17 protein-coding genes are annotated in these 16,257 nt (G+C 70.1%); 10 read left to right on the plus strand and 7 right to left on the minus strand.

From position 1 onward, the window contains the following. Positions 1–57: 57 nt before the first annotated feature. Positions 58–1,506, plus strand: a complete 1,449-nt coding sequence (locus tag OG764_RS18760; protein ID WP_328969578.1) for a glycosyltransferase family 87 protein — start codon at positions 58–60, stop codon at positions 1,504–1,506. A gap of 57 nt (positions 1,507–1,563) precedes the next feature. Here OG764_RS18760 and OG764_RS18765 read toward each other — a convergent pair whose 3' ends face one another. The 3 genes from OG764_RS18765 to OG764_RS18775 form a co-directional block, all read right to left on the minus strand. Further along, positions 1,564–2,595: an alanine racemase gene (locus OG764_RS18765; protein WP_328969579.1), complete on the minus strand. Its 1,032-nt coding sequence runs from the start codon at positions 2,593–2,595 to the stop codon at positions 1,564–1,566. A 54-nt stretch (positions 2,596–2,649) separates the two neighbouring features. After that, the gene (locus OG764_RS18770; RefSeq protein WP_328969580.1) at positions 2,650–3,768 is read right to left on the minus strand and encodes a lipid II:glycine glycyltransferase FemX; all 1,119 of its coding nucleotides are present in this window, start codon (positions 3,766–3,768) and stop codon (positions 2,650–2,652) included. Between the two features lie 141 nt (positions 3,769–3,909). Then, complete coding sequence (locus OG764_RS18775) at positions 3,910–4,224, minus strand: hypothetical protein (RefSeq protein ID WP_328969581.1); 315 nt, start codon at positions 4,222–4,224, stop codon at positions 3,910–3,912. A 248-nt stretch (positions 4,225–4,472) separates the two neighbouring features. Here OG764_RS18775 and rpsF point away from each other — a divergent pair, with 248 nt between their 5' ends. From rpsF to rplI, 4 genes are all read left to right on the plus strand, one after another. After that, a complete protein-coding gene (gene rpsF / locus OG764_RS18780) occupies positions 4,473–4,763 on the plus strand; it encodes a 30S ribosomal protein S6 (RefSeq protein WP_004950685.1) in 291 nt (96 codons plus the stop codon). A gap of 78 nt (positions 4,764–4,841) precedes the next feature. Continuing rightward, positions 4,842–5,447 carry a single-stranded DNA-binding protein gene (locus OG764_RS18785; RefSeq protein WP_328969582.1) on the plus strand — a complete coding sequence of 202 codons (606 nt, stop codon included), beginning with the start codon at positions 4,842–4,844 and terminating at the stop codon, positions 5,445–5,447. A 42-nt stretch (positions 5,448–5,489) separates the two neighbouring features. Further along, positions 5,490–5,726, plus strand: coding sequence for a 30S ribosomal protein S18 (rpsR, locus tag OG764_RS18790; RefSeq protein WP_005315025.1), 237 nt, complete (start codon positions 5,490–5,492; stop codon positions 5,724–5,726). A gap of 18 nt (positions 5,727–5,744) precedes the next feature. After that, positions 5,745–6,191 carry a 50S ribosomal protein L9 gene (gene rplI / locus OG764_RS18795; RefSeq protein ID WP_328969583.1) on the plus strand — a complete coding sequence of 149 codons (447 nt, stop codon included), beginning with the start codon at positions 5,745–5,747 and terminating at the stop codon, positions 6,189–6,191. Between the two features lie 172 nt (positions 6,192–6,363). Here the strand turns inward: rplI and OG764_RS18800 are convergent, their stop codons facing one another. Beyond that, entirely contained in the window at positions 6,364–7,701 is a 1,338-nt protein-coding gene (locus OG764_RS18800; protein ID WP_328969584.1) for an MATE family efflux transporter, read from the minus strand. A gap of 424 nt (positions 7,702–8,125) precedes the next feature. Between OG764_RS18800 and dnaB the strand changes: the two genes are divergently transcribed. Then, the gene (gene dnaB / locus OG764_RS18805) at positions 8,126–9,607 is read left to right on the plus strand and encodes a replicative DNA helicase (RefSeq protein WP_328969585.1); all 1,482 of its coding nucleotides are present in this window, start codon (positions 8,126–8,128) and stop codon (positions 9,605–9,607) included. A gap of 28 nt (positions 9,608–9,635) precedes the next feature. Here the strand turns inward: dnaB and OG764_RS18810 are convergent, their stop codons facing one another. Next, on the minus strand, positions 9,636–9,848 hold the full coding sequence (locus OG764_RS18810; protein ID WP_328969586.1) for a hypothetical protein: 213 nt from the start codon (positions 9,846–9,848) through the stop codon (positions 9,636–9,638). A gap of 156 nt (positions 9,849–10,004) precedes the next feature. Between OG764_RS18810 and OG764_RS18815 the strand changes: the two genes are divergently transcribed. Genes OG764_RS18815 through OG764_RS18825 form a run of 3 tightly spaced genes read left to right on the plus strand, consistent with a single transcriptional unit; the run spans position 10,005 to position 13,229 of the window. After that, positions 10,005–11,153: a sensor histidine kinase gene (locus OG764_RS18815; protein ID WP_328969587.1), complete on the plus strand. Its 1,149-nt coding sequence runs from the start codon at positions 10,005–10,007 to the stop codon at positions 11,151–11,153. Continuing rightward, positions 11,150–11,809: a response regulator transcription factor gene (locus tag OG764_RS18820; RefSeq protein WP_443055978.1), complete on the plus strand. Its 660-nt coding sequence runs from the start codon at positions 11,150–11,152 to the stop codon at positions 11,807–11,809. Before OG764_RS18815 ends, OG764_RS18820 begins: the two co-directional genes overlap by 4 nt. A gap of 31 nt (positions 11,810–11,840) precedes the next feature. After that, positions 11,841–13,229 carry a serine hydrolase domain-containing protein gene (locus OG764_RS18825; RefSeq protein WP_328969588.1) on the plus strand — a complete coding sequence of 463 codons (1,389 nt, stop codon included), beginning with the start codon at positions 11,841–11,843 and terminating at the stop codon, positions 13,227–13,229. A gap of 22 nt (positions 13,230–13,251) precedes the next feature. Here OG764_RS18825 and OG764_RS18830 read toward each other — a convergent pair whose 3' ends face one another. Further along, positions 13,252–14,421 (minus strand): winged helix DNA-binding domain-containing protein, encoded by a 1,170-nt coding sequence (locus OG764_RS18830; RefSeq protein WP_328969589.1) that lies wholly within the window; start codon positions 14,419–14,421, stop codon positions 13,252–13,254. A 79-nt stretch (positions 14,422–14,500) separates the two neighbouring features. After that, positions 14,501–15,388, minus strand: coding sequence for a GNAT family N-acetyltransferase (locus tag OG764_RS18835; RefSeq protein WP_328969590.1), 888 nt, complete (start codon positions 15,386–15,388; stop codon positions 14,501–14,503). Positions 15,389–15,565: 177 nt separating this feature from the next. Here OG764_RS18835 and OG764_RS18840 point away from each other — a divergent pair, with 177 nt between their 5' ends. After that, entirely contained in the window at positions 15,566–16,198 is a 633-nt protein-coding gene (locus OG764_RS18840; RefSeq protein ID WP_328969591.1) for an HAD family hydrolase, read from the plus strand. Positions 16,199–16,257 lie beyond the last annotated feature (59 nt).

A 16,257-nucleotide genomic window follows, 5' to 3' on the forward strand; every position in this document is an offset into this window, starting at 1 on the left:
TCGCACCCCGGTGCGGCGGCCCTCACCGCATGAGACGCCGTACGGCAGGATGTGCGCATGACGAAGGTGCACGGGGACCGCCCCGTACCGCCCACCCAGCAGGACGAGGTCGCCGCGGCGGGCAGCGAGCTGCTCGGCGGCCCGCTCGGCAGGCGGGCCGTGACCGGCGGACACCGCATCACCCCGGTCGCCGTGGTCGCCCTGGTCGCCCTCGGCATGTTCGCCCTCGGCATGGTGCAGAAACTGCCCTGCTACGACTGGGCCTGGTTCCGCGGGGCCGGATCGCAGTACACGCACGCCTGCTACTCCGACATCCCGCACCTGTACGTCGCCCGCGGCTTCTCGGACAACCTCACGCCGTACCTGGACCGGATCCCCGGCGACATGCAGTACCTCGAGTACCCGGTGCTCACCGGCCTGTTCATGGAATTCGCCTCCTGGCTCACCCCACACGGCGGATCCATGCAGCACCGCGAACAGATCTACTGGATGGTCAACGCGGGCCTGCTCATGGCCTGCGCCGCGGTCATCGCCGTCTGCGTGGCCCGCACCCACCGCCGCCGCCCCTGGGACGCCCTCCTCGTCGCCCTGGCACCCGCCTTCGCCCTCACCGCCACCATCAACTGGGACCTGCTCGCCGTCGCCCTCACCGCGGCCGCCCTGCTGATGTGGTCCCGGAGCCGGCCGCTCGCCTTCGGCCTCCTCATCGGCCTCGCCACCGCCGCGAAGCTCTACCCCGTCCTGATCCTCGGCCCGCTGTTCGTCCTGTGCTGGCGGGCCGGAAAACGGCGCGCGTACGGGACGGCCCTCGGCGGCGCGGCCGCCGCCTGGCTGGTCGTCAACCTGCCGGTGATGCTGGCGGCGCCGCAGGGATGGCGGAAGTTCTACACCTTCAGCCAGGAACGGCCCGTCGACTTCGGCTCCCTCTGGCTGATCGTCTCGCAGCGCTCCGGGAACCCCCTGGACGACGCGAACACGTACGCGACCGCCCTCATGCTGCTGCTCTGCGCCGGCCTGGGACTGCTCGCCCTGACCGCCCCGCGCCGCCCCCGCCTGGCACAGCTGGCCTTCCTGGTCGTGGCCTTCTTCGTCCTCACCAACAAGGTCTACTCGCCCCAGTACGTGCTGTGGCTCATCCCGCTCGCCGCGCTCGCCCGGCCCCGCTGGCGCGACTTCCTGATCTGGCAGGCCGGCGAGGTCGTGTACTTCCTCGGCATCTGGATGTACCTCGCCTACACGAGCAGCGGCGACAAACACCAGGGGCTGCCCCTCGAGGGCTACCAGCTGGCCATCGCCGCACACCTGCTCGCCACGGTCTACCTGTGCGCCGTGGTCGTACGGGACATCCTGCGGCCCGACCGGGACCCGGTCCGGCGCGACGGCTCCGACGACCCCTCCGGCGGCGTGCTGGACGGCGCCCCCGACGTGTTCGTGCTCGGAGACGCAGCGAGGGCGCCGCAGGACGCGGCGCCCTCACAGGGACAGCGGGTGGACTGGGGGTACTGACCGCCCCCCGAGCACAGCCCATGAGCGCCCGGCGGCCCCGCCGGGCGCTCATGGGCCCTAGCGGTCGACCATGCGGTCGAACTGCGTGGTCGTGTGCCGCAGGTGGGCCACCAGCTCGTCACCGACCTTCGGCTCGTCCGCGTCCGACGGCACGAACAGGATCGACACCTGCATGTGCGGAGGCTCCGCGAACCAGCGCTGCTTGCCCGCCCACACGAAGGGCGACAGGTTGCGGTTGACCGTCGCCAGCCCGGCCCGCGCCACGCCCTTGGCCCGCGGCATCACACCGTGCAGCGCCTTGGGCGCCTCCAGGCCCACACCGTGCGAGGTACCGCCGGCGACCACGACCAGCCAGCCGTCCGAAGCGGCCTTCTGCTGCCGGTAGCCGAACCGGTCCCCCTTGGCGACGCGCGTGACGTCCAGCACCGCACCGCGGTACTCGGTGGCGTCGTGGTCGCCCAGCCACAGCCGGGTCCCGATGCGGGCCCGGAACCGCGTCTGCGGGAACTGCTGCTGCAGCCGCACCAGCTCCTCGGCCCGCAGGTGGCTGACGAACATGGTGTGCAGGGGCAGCCGGGCCGCCCGCAGCCGGTCCATCCAGCCGATGACCTCCTCGACGGCGTCGGAGCCGTCCGGCCGGTCCAGCGGCAGGTGCAGGGCAAAACCTTCCAGCCGCACGTCCTCGATGGCCGAGGTCAGCATCCCCAGATCCTGCTCGGAGACGCCGTGCCGCTTCATCGAGCTCATGCACTCGATGACGACACGGACGCCGACCAGCGCACGGACCCCGTCGACGGACGAGACGGAGCGGATCACCCGGTCCGGCAGCGGCACCGGCTCCTCACCCCGCCGGAACGGGGTGAGGACCAGCAGGTCCCCGCTGAACATGTCCTTGATCCGGGACGCCTCGAACGTCGTGCCCACGGCCAGGACGTCCGCGCCGAGCCGGGTCGCCTCATCGGCCAGCCGTTCGTGGCTGAACCCGTAGCCGTTGCCCTTGCAGACCGGGATCATCCCCGGGAACTGGTCCAGGACCTGCTTCTGGTGCGCACGCCAGCGCGCGGTGTCGACGTAGAGCGTGAGCGCCATGACCCGAACGGAGCCTTTCTCGAAAAGGGTGGGGAGAGGAGGTGGCGGCAGCCGTCAGCGCCGCGACATGTAGATGTCGAGCGCCTTGTGCAGCACCTTGTTGAGCGGGAAGTCCCACTCTCCGACGTACTCCACGGCCTCGCCACCCGTGCCGACCTTGAACTGGATCAGGCCGAACAAGTGGTCGTTCTCGTCCAGGGTGTCACTGATGCCGCGCAGGTCGTACACGCTTGCGCCCAGCGCGTACGAATCGCGGAGCATCCGCCACTGCATCGCGTTCGACGGACGGACCTCGCGCTTGTGGTTCGCGGAGGCGCCGTACGAGTACCAGACGTGCTGGCCGACCGTCAGCATCGTGGCGGCCGCCAGCGGCTCGCCCTCGTGCTTCGCGATGTACAGGCGCATCCGGTTGGGGTCCTCGGAGTTGAGGGCCGTCCACTGGCGCTGGAAGTAGCTGAGCGGGCGCGGGCGGAACTTGTCCCGCTCGGCCGTGATCTCGTACAGGTGCTGCCAGGTGGGCAGGTCCTCGTAACCGCCCTGGACCACCTCGACGCCGGCCTTCTCGGCCTTCTTGATGTTGCGGCGCCACAGCTGGTTGAAGCCCTTGAGGACGTCGTCCAGCGAACGGTTGGCCAGCGGCACCTGGAACACGTAACGCGGCTGCACGTCACCGAATCCGGCGCCGCCGTCCTCGCCCTGCTGCCAGCCCATCCGGCGGAGCTTGTCGGAGACCTCGAAAGCGCGCGGCTCGATGTGCGACGCCTCGACGTCACGCAGGCGCTTGACCTCCGGATCCTGGATACCGGCCTTGATGGCGGCCGAGTTCCAGCGCCGGATGACGACCGGCGGGCCCATCTTCACGGTGAACGCGCCCTGGCTCTTCAGGTGCGCCAGCATCGGCTTCAGCCACTCGTCGAGATTGGGCGCGTACCAGTTGATGACCGGGCCCTCGGGAAGGTACGCGAGGTACCGCTTCACCTTGGGCAGCTGGCGGTACAACACCAGCGCGACACCGACGAGTTCTTCGGATTTGTCGAACCAGCCGAGGCTCTCCGAACGCCACTCGTTCTTGACGTCGGCCCATGCCGGGACCTGACAGTGGCTCGCCGAGGACAGGCTCTGGATATAGGCCAGATGCTGCTCTCGGCTGATGGTCCTCAGGGACAGGCTCATGCGGGGTGTCTCCTCCGGCGGCTTCGCTGGGTATGGCGCGAAGCCTACTGCGACAAGGGCGCCACCCATCTGGGGGACGGGCAGGGGCGGGCCGCGGCCCGGCCGCAGCCCGCCCGCGCCCCTGTCGCGGAGCCGCCCGGATCAGCCCAGCCAGCCCCCGAAGAGCCCGCCGTGCGCCATGCCGAGGAAGAAGCCGATGGCCGAGGCGCCCAGGCCGATGATCAGTGCGAAACGCTCGCGTGTCGTCTCCGAGACGAACTGGCCGTAGGCCCCGGTCAGGATCCCGATCAAGCCGGTCCACGAGCTCAGCAGGTGCAGGTGGTGGAAGAAGGCCGTGATGAAGGCCACGGCGCCCAGCACCAGCGTGACCGCGAGGAGCGTGTCCTGGAGCGGGTGGGGCTTGTGGTCGGTCGACAAGAGAGAGATCGACGGCTGCGGTCGCATTGCCTGTGCCATGAGGCACCTCCCGACGAAGGAGAGACGGTGCCGCAGCGCCTCGCCGGCCGCTTCGCCGGTCCTAGCACCGCGCACACCCGATGTGTACAGATTGTGGCCCTCTGGTCCCGGATTTCAACCGGAAGGAGGTGAGCAGGTACTCTGTACGGTCTGCGCGGTGTCTGCTCTCAGTCATCGTGCAGCACGCATCACGACCCTCCTGCCACGGAACGACCGTGGCCGCTGAGTCCAAAGGAGGTGGGTTCCACATGCGTCACTACGAAGTGATGGTCATCCTCGACCCCGATCTCGAGGAGCGCGCTGTCTCCCCGCTGATCGAGAACTTCCTCTCCGTCGTCCGTGAGGGCAACGGAAAGGTCGAGAAGGTCGACACCTGGGGCCGTCGTCGTCTCGCTTACGAGATCAAGAAGAAGCCCGAGGGCATCTACTCGGTCATCGACCTGCAGGCCGAGCCTGCGGTCGTCAAGGAGCTTGACCGACAGATGAACCTGAACGAGTCGGTCCTCCGGACCAAGGTCCTCCGTCCCGAGACCCACTGAGCTTCTAGCTCACAGGTCATCGGGTTCGAGTAGCCAAGCACCAGCAGCCAGCAGCAATCCCCGCCGAGAGGTTCATCCATGGCAGGCGAGACCGTCATCACGGTCGTCGGCAATCTCGTCGACGACCCCGAGCTGCGCTTCACCCCCTCCGGGGCGGCCGTCGCGAAGTTCCGCGTCGCGTCCACCCCGCGCACGTTCGACCGCCAGACCAATGAGTGGAAGGACGGCGAAAGCCTGTTCCTGACCTGCTCGGTATGGCGCCAGGCGGCTGAGAACGTCGCCGAGTCGCTCCAGCGCGGCATGCGCGTCCTCGTCCAGGGCCGGCTTCGCCAGCGCTCTTACGAGGACCGTGACGGAGTCAAGCGCACGGTCTACGAGCTGGACGTCGAGGAAGTCGGCCCCAGCCTGCGCAACGCCACGGCCAAGGTCACCAAGACCGCCGGCCGCGGTGGCCAGGGTGGATACGGCGGCGGTGGCGGCGGCCAGCAGGGTGGCGGCGGCGGCAGCTGGGGCGGAGCCCCCAGCGGTGGCGGCCAGCAGGGCGGCGGAGCTCCCTCCGACGACCCCTGGGCCTCCAGCGCGCCGGCCGGCGGTCAGCCGCAGGGCGGCGGGGGTGGCTGGGGTGGAAACTCCGGCAGCTCCGGCGGCTCCGGCGGCGGCTACTCGGACGAGCCGCCCTTCTAGGGCAGCCCGTTCCCCACTTCTTGATCACACAGGAGAAACACAATGGCGAAGCCGCCTGTGCGCAAGCCTAAGAAGAAGGTCTGCGCATTCTGCAAGGACAAGACCGCGTACGTGGACTACAAGGACACGAACATGCTGCGGAAGTTCATTTCCGACCGTGGCAAGATCCGTGCCCGCCGCGTGACCGGCAACTGCACGCAGCACCAGCGTGACGTCGCCACGGCCGTCAAGAACAGCCGTGAGATGGCGCTGCTGCCCTACACGTCCACCGCGCGATAAGGGAAGGGTGACCGAAAAATGAAGATCATCCTGACCCACGAGGTCTCTGGCCTCGGCACTGCCGGCGACGTCGTTGACGTCAAGGACGGCTACGCTCGCAACTACCTGGTCCCGCGTGGTTTCGCGATCCGCTGGACCAAGGGTGGCGAGAAGGACGTGGCGCAGATCCGCCGCGCCCGCAAGATCCACGAGATCGCGACCATCGAGCAGGCCAACGAGATCAAGGCCAAGCTCGAGGGCCTGAAGGTCCGCCTGTCCACCCGCTCGGGTGACACCGGTCGTCTCTTCGGCTCCGTGACCCCGGCCGACGTCGCCACGGCGATCGAGTCCTCCGGTGGTCCCAAGGTCGACAAGCGCCGCGTGGAGCTGTCTGCCCCGATCAAGACCCTCGGTTCGTACCAGGTCTCCGTGCGTCTGCACCCTGAGGTCGCCGCGAACGTGGGCGTCGAGGTCGTCGCGGCCTAAGGCTGCGCAATAAGGGCCGCACCCCCTCGGGGGTGCGGCCCTTCTGCATGTTTCACGTGAAACAGGCGGCTGGTCGGTGTTTCACGTGAAACAGGGGTGGTCGTCGTTTCACGTGAAACGGGCCGGTCGTTGTTCCACGTGAAACGCGGCGGCCTGTTCGCGGGGAACAGCCTCAGCGGCTGGCGCCCGTGACCAGCCAGCGGCCCGAGTGGGCGCGTAGCTGGAGGGTCGCCATGCGGACCAGCATCATCAGGGTCATCGCCCACCACAGCGCCGTGAGCCCGCCTCCGACGACCGGCACGAGCAGGGCGACCGGAGCGAAGACGGCCAGCGTCACGAGCATCGCCCAGGCGAGGTACGAACCGTCGCCGGCGCCCATCAGGACCCCGTCCAGGACGAACACGATGCCGCAGACGGGCTGGGAGACCGCCATCACGAGCAGAGCCGGCAGCAGGGCGTCCTGGACTGCCGGATCGCCGGTGAAGAGCGGGACGAACAGCGGACGGGTGATCACGACCAGCACCCCGAGCACCGCGCCCGACACGATTCCCCACTGGACCATGCGGCGGCATACCGCGCGTGCGCCCTCGGCGTCACCGGCGCCCAGGTACCGGCCGACGATGGCCTGGCCGGCGATCGCGATGGCGTCCAGGGCGAAGGCGAGCAGGCTCCAGAGCGCGAGCAGGATCTGGTGGGCGGCGATGTCCGCGTCCCCGAGCCGGGCGGCGACCGCGGTGGCGATCACCAGCACGGCGCGCAGGGACAGGGTGCGGATCAGCAGCGGGGCGCCGGCCTGGGCGCAGGCCCGGATCCCGGCGGCGTCCGGCCGTAGCGAGGCGCCGTGGCGGCGGGCCCCGCGGACCACGACGACGAGGTAGGCGGCCGCCATGGCGAACTGGGCGATGACCGTGCCCCAGGCGGATCCGGCGATGCCCAGACCGGCCCCGTAGACGAGGCCCACGTTCAGGGCCGCGTTGGCGGTGAAGCCGCCGAGTGCGACGTAGAGCGGTGTGCGGGTGTCCTGAAGTCCGCGGAGTACGCCGGTGGCCGCCAGGACCATCAGCATCGCCGGAATGCCCAGGGAGGCGATCCGTAGGTAGCTGACGGCGTACGGGGTGGCGGTGTCGGAGGCTCCGAGTAGGGAGACCAGGGCGGGGGCGGTGGGCTGGACCGTGACGACCACGGCCGCGCCGAGCAGCAGGGCGAGCCAGATGCCGTCCATGCCCTGGCGGATGGCGGCCTTGAGGTCTCCCGCGCCGACCCGGCGGGCCACCGCCGCGGTGGTGGCGTAGGCGAGGAAGACGAAGACGCTCACGGCCGTGGTGAGCAGGGTGGCGGCGATGCCGAGTCCGGCCAGCTGGGCCGTCCCGAGGTGGCCGACGACGGCGCTGTCGGCCATGACGAAGAGGGGCTCGGCGACGAGCGCGCCGAAGGCGGGAACGGCGAGCGTGAAGATCTCGCGGTCATGCTTGCGGAGGGTGGTCCGGGGTCTCGCGGGAGCCTGTGTCATGGGCGCAGTCTCATCTTCCACAGGTAATGGGTGCACTCGCAATACATCTATTACTTTAGCGTCGCTTGGCAGCTCGTTCGGGCGCCGTTCGCGACGATCTTGAAGGAACCGGGAAAGTTTTTCTCCCCCACAGGTCGTGGATGGAGAAACCGCAGGTCAAGTGGGGTGTGGCGGGGGTGGGTGAGATTTTGTCCACAGCGTCGTCCCCTGGTCCGTGCACAGGAAGGAGTGAGTTACCCACAGCATTGGGGGCTTCATCCACACGCCCTGTGGATAACAAGATTGGCTGAAGGTGCCGGCAGGCCTACCGTGGACCGGCGCCCCGACGCGCCGAGAGCGGATTCGGGCGCCCCAAATGTCAGAGCCGTGTCGTAGAAAGAGTGACACGGCGAGGTCCGCGCAGCGGACGGGAGGAGGCGGCCCGGTGAGCATCTCCGAGCCCATGGACGACCCCTGGGCCGACGCCGGTCCAGGCGACCGTCTGCCCGTCTCCCGGTCCCGCCGGAACGACGGCGGCGGCCGACGCGGCGACGACCAAGGCCAAAGCGACGGCCACAGCACCTGGGAAGGCGGCGGAGGCGGCTTCGAACGCGTCCCGCCCCAGGACCTCGACGCCGAACAGTCCGTCCTCGGCGGCATGCTCCTGTCCAAGGACGCCATCGCCGACGTCGTCGAAGTGATCAAGGGCCACGACTTCTACCGCCCCTCCCACGAGACGATCTACCAGGCGATCCTCGACCTCTACGCCAAGGGCGAGCCCGCCGACCCCATCACCGTCGGCGCCGAACTCACCCGCCGCGGCGAGATCGCCAAGGTCGGCGGCGCCGCCTACCTGCACACCCTCGTGCAGTCCGTGCCGACCGCGGCCAACGCCGAGTACTACGCGGAGATCGTCCACGAGCGGGCCGTCCTGCGCCGGCTCGTCACCGCCGGTACGAAGATCACGCAGATGGGTTATGCCGCCGACGGAGACGTCGACGAGATCGTCAACAGCGCCCAGGCCGAGATCTACGCCGTCACCGAGCAGCGGACCTCCGAGGACTACCTGCCGCTCGGCGACATCATGGAAGGCGCACTCGACGAGATCGAGGCCATCGGATCCCGCAGCGGACAGATGTCCGGCGTACCGACCGGCTTCACCGACCTCGACTCGCTGACCAACGGCCTGCACCCCGGCCAGATGATCGTCATCGCCGCCCGACCCGCCATGGGCAAGTCCACCCTCGCCCTCGACTTCGCCCGTGCCTGCTCCATCAAGAGCAATCTGCCGAGCGTGATCTTCTCCCTCGAAATGGGGCGCAACGAGATCGCGATGCGCCTGCTGTCGGCGGAGGCCCGGGTCGCCCTGCACCACATGCGCTCCGGCACGATGACCGACGAGGACTGGACCCGGCTGGCACGCCGCATGCCCGACGTGTCCGCGGCGCCGCTCTACATCGACGACTCGCCCAACCTGTCGATGATGGAGATCCGCGCCAAGTGCCGTCGGCTCAAGCAGCGCGCCGACCTCCAGCTCGTCGTCATCGACTACCTGCAGCTGATGCAGTCCGGCGGCTCCCGGCGGCCCGAGAGCCGCCAGCAGGAAGTCTCGGACATGTCGCGAAACCTCAAGCTCCTCGCCAAGGAGCTGGAGGTCCCGGTGATCGCGCTCTCGCAGCTGAACCGTGGCCCCGAGCAGCGCACGGACAAGAAGCCGATGGTGTCCGACCTGCGTGAGTCGGGCTCCATCGAGCAGGACGCCGACATGGTGATCCTGCTGCACCGCGAGGACGCCTACGAGAAGGAGTCCCCGCGGGCCGGCGAAGCCGACCTGATCGTCGCCAAGCACCGTAACGGCCCGACTGCGACGATCACCGTCGCGTTCCAGGGCCACTACTCGCGCTTCGTGGACATGGCCAACACGTAGCCGCCGGCCAGGACGGGCTTCCGGTGGGTCAGGACGGGGTCTGGCGGGGCAGGGAGCGGTTGACGAGCGCCAGGGCGGTGCCGAGCACGATGAAGACGAGGTTCGCGTAGACCTCGTAGCCGTCCGGGCTGAGGTGGCGGAGGAAGCCGAACAGGGCGAAGCCGTGCAGCCACTCGCGGATCAGGCCGCTGATCCCGCCGGCGATCAGTACGAAGCTGAGGAAACCCAGGATGCTCTTCATGCCTCGACGGTAGGAGCGGGCCCGCGGTCCCCGGTATCGGCCGCGGGTAGTGGTGGCGGCGACCGAAGTAGCGCGGTGGCCGCCCCGTGTCGTCCGGAAGTATCGACGGCCCTGCGCGGGCCGTCCCGCGGCGGTGGCGGACCGTAGATTGCGGGCATGACCAGCCGGACCGTTCGTGATCGTTTCGCCGACATCGGCTTCTTCCTCTTCGCGGCCGCGTTCTCGGTGGCCAGCTCCGAGGAGGTGCTGGTGGGGACGGACCTGTCGGAGACGCAGCTGTTCTACGACCAGCTGGTCGGGGCGCTGGCGTGTGCGTCGCTGTTCCTGCGGCGGCGGTGGCCGGTTCCGCTGGCACTGGCGCTGCCGGTGGTGGGCACGTGGTCGCATTTCGCGACGGGGCCGATCATGGTGGCGCTGTTCACCGTGGCGTGTCTGCGTCCGCTGCGGGTGAGCCGGTGGGTCGGCGGGCTCGCGCTCGCGCCGCTCGTGGTGTTCCTGTGGGGCCGCCCCGATCCGGATCTGCCGCGCACCTGGTCGGCGATCGTGTACTTCGCCCTGGTCGCCGCGTCGTTCGGCTGGGGGCTGTACGTACGGTCGAGGCGGCAGCTGGTGGCCGAACTGCGGCGGCGGGCGGAGCAGGCCGAGGAGGCGGCGCGGCGGCAGGCGCGGGAGGACGTGGCGCGGGAGATGCACGACGTGCTGGCCCACCGGCTGTCGTTGCTGAGCGTCCATGCCGGGGCGCTGGAGTACAACCGGGGAGCCTCGCCGGAGGAGGTGCGGCGGGCGGCCGCGGTGATCCGCGACAGTGCGCACCAGGCGTTGGAGGACCTGCGGGAGATCATCGGTGTGCTGCGGTCGCCGGGTGGCGAGGACGGGGACCGGCCGCAGCCGACGGTGGGTGATCTGGAGCGGCTTGTCGGGGAGTCGCGGGAGGCGGGGCTGCGGGTGGTGCTGGTGCTGCCGGAGGGAGATCTGGCGGGGGTGTCGGCGGTGGTGGGCCGGACGGCCTACCGGGTGGTGCAGGAGGGGCTGACGAACGTGCGCAAGCATGCGCCGGATGCCGAGGTCACGGTGACGGTGGGCGGGCTGCCGGGGCGGGGTCTGGAGCTGGAGCTGCGCAATGCGGTGCCGGTGCGCGGGTCGGGTGCGGGAGGTCCGGGTGTGGGCGGTGCGGTGGGGATTCCGGGGGCGGGGCAGGGGCTGAACGGGCTGGCGGAGCGGGTGGAGCTGGCGGGTGGGCGGCTTGAACACGGCGGGTGGGGTGGGGACTTCCGGTTGTACGCGTGGCTACCGTGGTCGGCGTGAGTGCTGACATCAGGGTTCTGCTGGTCGATGACGATCCGCTGGTCCGTTCCGGGCTGCGGCTGATGCTGGGGGGTGCGCCGGACATCGAGGTGGTGGCGGAGGCTTCGGACGGGAGCGAGGTGGAGCCGCTGGTGGCGCTGCACGCGCCGGATGTGGTGCTGATGGACATCCGGATGCCGACGGTGGACGGGCTGGCGGCGACCGAGGCGCTGCGGGGGCGGCCGGGGGCGCCCGAGGTGATCGTGCTGACCACGTTCAACACGGACGAGCATGTGGTGCGGGCGATGCGTGCGGGGGCGGCGGGGTTCGTGTTGAAGCACACGCCGCCGCCGGAGATCGTGGCGGCGGTGCGGAAGGTGGCGGCCGGGGAGCCGGTGCTGTCGCCGGCGGTGACGCGGCAGTTGATGGCGCAGGTGTCGGGTGGTGGGCGGTCGCGGGCGGCTGAGGCGCGGGCTCGGCTGGCGGTGCTGGCGGACCGGGAGCGGGAGGTGGCGGTGGCGGTGGGTGCGGGGAAGTCGAATGCGGAGATCGCCGCGGAGCTGTTCATGAGTGTGCCGACGGTGAAGACGAATGTGTCGCGGATCCTGGCGAAGCTGGGGTTGAACAACCGGGTGCAGATCGCGTTGCTGGTGAACGACGCGGGAGAAGTCGGATGATCCGGGCAGGGGGAAGTGCGAAGCTGCGGGCATGACTTATGTGCCTGAAGAGCTTCTGCCGGCCACGCGCCGGGCCCTGCTGCACCGGCTTGCCGTCGCCCAGTCGGAGGGGCGTGCCCCGTCGGTCGTCGCCGCTGTCGTGCGGGGTGGGCGGACGGTGTGGGAGGGGTCGCGTACGTCGGTGGAGGGGCATGGCCCGGACGGCGGGGTGCAGTACCGGGTGGGTTCCATCACGAAGACGTTCACGGCGGTGCTGGTGCTGCGGTTGCGGGACGAGGGGCTGCTGAGCCTGTCGGATCCGTTGGAGAAGCACCTGCCGGGTACGACGGCGGGTGAGGTGACCATCGCTCAGTTGCTGTGCCACAGTGCCGGGCTGGCGGCGGAGACGCCGGGTGAGTGGTGGGAGCGGTCGTCGAGTGCGTTGCGGCCGGGGTTGGCGGAAGTGCTGGGCGAGGAGCCGTTCCGGCATGAGCCGGGGCGTCGGCACCACTACTCCAATCCCGGTTACACGCTGCTGGGTTCGCTGGTCGAGGCGGTGCGGGGGCGGCCGTGGGAGGAGGTGCTGCGGACCGAGGTGCTGGAGCCGCTGGGGCTGGACCGGACGAGTGCGCATCCGCAGGCCCCGCATGCGGGTGGTTGGGCGGTGCATCCGTGGGCGGATGTGTTGATGCCGGAGCCGCTGGAGGATCTGGGGCTGATGGCGCCGGCCGGTCAGTTGTGGTCCACGACGGCGGATCTTGCCCGCTTCGCGGTGTTCCTGGCGCGGGGTGACGACCGGGTTCTGAGTGCGCGGAGCGTGCGGGAGATGCGGACGCCTGCGGTGCCGGCGGAGGCGGGGTCGCCGCAGGCCGGGTACGGGCTGGGGCTGCAGGTCCTGGACGAGGGCGGCCGGGTGATGTTCGGGCACAGTGGTTCGCTGCCGGGTTTCGTGGCGGGTCTGTGGGTGAGCGAGGCGGACGATCTGGCGGCGGTGGTGCTGGCCAATTGCACGTCGGGGCTGCCTGCTTCGGGGGTTGCGGTCGATCTGGTGCGGATCGTCGCGGAGGCCGAGCCGCGGATTCCGGAGCCGTGGCGGCCGCTTCCGGTGGCGGAGGCGGATCCGGCGGTGGTGGCGATCACGGGGATTTGGTACTGGGGGACTTCGCCGAACGTGCTGCGTCTGCTGCCGGGTGGGGAGCTGTCGTTGGGGCCGGTGGGGCCGGTGGGGCGCGGTGCGCGGTTCCGGTCGGGTCCGGACGGGACGTGGATCGGGCTGACCGGCTACCACGCGGGTGAGTGTCTGAGGGTGGTGCGGCGGGCGGACGGTTCGGTGGAGCACCTGGATCTGGGGTCGTTCGTGTTCACGCGTGAGCCGTACGACCCGGAGGCGGGTGTCCCGGGTGGGGTGGATCCTCAGGGGTGGCGCGGCCTGGATCAGTGAGGGGACTGGGCCGGCCGGGGTGTCACGCGACGAGTTCGCGTTCGAGCGGGGTGCGGAAGCGCGGGGTGACGAGGGTGTCCCCCAGCCAGGTGGCGAGGCGTTCCGATTCGGTGTGGATCGCGGCGGTGGCTTCCCGGCCGGGGTCGGTGAGCAGTCGCCGGACGATGCTCCCGTCGGGGCGCTGTGCCCAGCCGCCGATGATTTCGCCGTTCCACCAGATGGTGGGGCCGATGTTGCCGGCGTAGTCGAAGAGTGCGGGCCGGTGGGCGGGGTCGAGGTGGAAGCTGCGGTCGGCCCAGCCCATGGCGCTGGGGTCGAGGCCGGGGAGCAGGGCTGCCCAGGGTTCGGGTGCCGGGGTGGGTTCGGTGTCGCCGGGGGTGACGAGGGCGGTGGTGCCGTCGTCGAGGAGTACGTTTTCGGTGCCGGCGGCGGCGAGGGCTTTGCGTGCGTCGGTGAGGGTCCAGCCGGTCCACCACTTGAGGTCGGCTTCGGTGGCGGGGCCGTAGGCGTGGAGCCAGCGCCGGGCGATTTCCGTGCGGGCGTCGGCGGGCGGGAGGGCGGGCCAGGGCTCGGTGTGGGTCCAGCGGAATTGGCTGGAGGTCCAGCTGCCGCGGGGTCGGTCGCGGCGGATCCGGCCGTCGGCGGCGAGGAGACGGATCACGCGGGTGGCTACGCCGGTGGTGGTTTCGTATTTCTTGCCGCGGCCGATGGTGATCTTTTTCTGGAGGAGCGGCACGGCGGCGGAGAGCTGGCTGCCGGTGGCGGGGCCGTGGGTGTCGAGGGCGGTGAGGGTGGCTTCCTCTGCTTGGGCGAGCCAGTGCGCGTCGAGGCCTTGGCCGTCTTCGTCGAGGTGCTTGAGCAGGGTCCGGCGTTCCTTGGCCGCGATGGCGCGGGCGGTGGAGGAGTCGACGTACGGGGCGAGGCGGGTGGAGACGGCGAAGAGGGTGTTGCGCATGCTGAGGAGCCGGACCAGGGTCCGCTGTGCGTAGAACTCGTCCTCGATGGCGGCCGGGTCGGCGCCGGTGCGGGCCCGGACGGACAGGAAGACGGTGGCCGCGTCGGTGGCGTGCAGGGCGACCACGGCATCCGCTGCTTCGGCCGCCGTGGCGGCGTGGGCGGAGGGAGCCAGGCGGTGGCGGATGCCGAGCCGGTTGCGGCGGTCGGCCGTGCTGATCCGGGGGTGGCTGCTCATGCCCGGATGGTAGGTCGGACCGCTGACAGGGGTGGCGGTGATGGTGGTGTGTTCTGCGGCCCGCCGTGCGGGTGGGGTGTCAGCCCGCGGCGACGGTCAGCGGGGCGAAGCGTCGGGTCCAGTCGCCGGGCAGGGCCGGGATGCCGTGGGTCATGACGGCGTTGAAGGCGACGGACTGCAGGCCGTGGGCCTTGAGCCAGTCGATGAGGCCGGCGTGCCGGATGTCGATGTCGGTGCGTAGGGGCCGGTCGGTGGTGTCGGCGAGTGCGGCCACCAGGGCCTGGGCGGTGGCGGTGTCCTGGGCGATGAGGGGGCCGACCACGTGGGTGTTCATGTTGGGCCAGGCTGCGGCGTAGCCGGTGAGGGTGCCGTCTTCGTCTTCGGCGACCAAGAGCCGGTCTGCGAACGAGGGCAGCCGCGTGATCATGTGGGTGCGGTCTTCACCGAAGACGTCGCGGTCCAGGCGCAGGATGGCTTGGAGGTCCGCGGCGGTGGCGGGTCGTACCGTCCCGGTGATCGGGTCCGCGGGGGTGGGGGCGGACGGAGTGAAGTGGCCCACGAGCATTTCGGCCCGGCCGGTGGCCTTGAAGCCGAGTTCTTCGTAGAGCGGGCGGCCGTTGGGGGTGGCGTGGAGGGTGAGGGGGGTCGGGGCGAGTTCCGCGCAGAGCTGTGTCATGAGGCGGCGGCCGAGTCCCTGGCGGGCATAGCGTTCGGCGACGAGGACCATGCCGATGGCGGTGAGGGCCGGGCTGCTGGTCGAGTCGCCGTAGGAGGTGACCACGCACGAGGCGGCGAGGCCTTGCCCGTCGGGGGCGTCGATGCCGTAGCCGGTGCCCGCGCTGAGCAGTAGCCCCCATTTGTGTTCCTCGCGTGGCCAGCCGCGGTCCTCGGAGAGGTCGGCGCAGCCGGAGAGGTCCTGCAGGGTCAGGGGGCGGATGGCCAGGGTGGCGAGGTGAGGTGTGGGCACCGGTCCAGACTGGATCAAGGGCCGAGGGGGCGTCCAGCAGATTTCGGTTTCCCGGGTCGTGTTTCACGTGAAACAGCCTGATGTTTCACGTGAAACACCGTGCTGTTCGGTGGGGTGGGCCGGGATTTCACCGAAGCCGATGTTTCACGTGAAACATGCCCACTAGCCTCTTGTGCCATGACGGCACTGCACCTCTTCGATCTCGACGGCACGTTGATGTACGGGTCGGCTGCTCCGGTGGAGATCTCCCGGCAGCTCGGCCTGGACGCGGAGATCGCCGAGTTGGAGCGGCAGTTCAGTGCGCGCAGGATCGGCCCTCCGGAGTTCGCCCTGGGGCTGCGCGAGCTGTGGGCCGGGCTGACCGAGGCGCATGTCCGGGCGGCTTTCGACGGCGCCCCCTGGCTGTCGGGGATCCGTGAGGTCTGGCAGGAGATCCGCGAGCGCGGGGACTACTGTGCGGTGATCTCGCTGTCCCCTTCGTTCTTCGTGGAGCGGCTCCTGGACTGGGGTGCCCATTCCGCTCACGGTTCTGTCTTCCCTCCGGTGCCCTTCACCCGGCCCGTCGATGTGGCGGGCATCCTCACTCCGGCGGGCAAGGCCGAGGTGGCGCGCCGGCTGTGCACCCGGTTCGGTGTGAGCCTGCAGGACTGTGTGGCGTACGGGGACTCGATGACGGATGCGGTGCTCTTCGAGGCCGTTCCCGTCTCGGTCGCCGTCAATGCCCGGCCGAGCCTGGCCGCCACGGCGACGCATGTCTACGAGGGCCGGGATCTGCGGGAGGCCTTCGGGCTGGCGCGGCAGCGGGCGTGAACGGGCGGGCGTGAACGGCGGGGGATCCTAACGGGAATCTCGGCCATGAAACGCTGAAT

Origin of the sequence: Streptomyces sp. NBC_00239 (assembly GCF_036194065.1) — a bacterium.
Classification (GTDB): domain Bacteria; phylum Actinomycetota; class Actinomycetes; order Streptomycetales; family Streptomycetaceae; genus Streptomyces.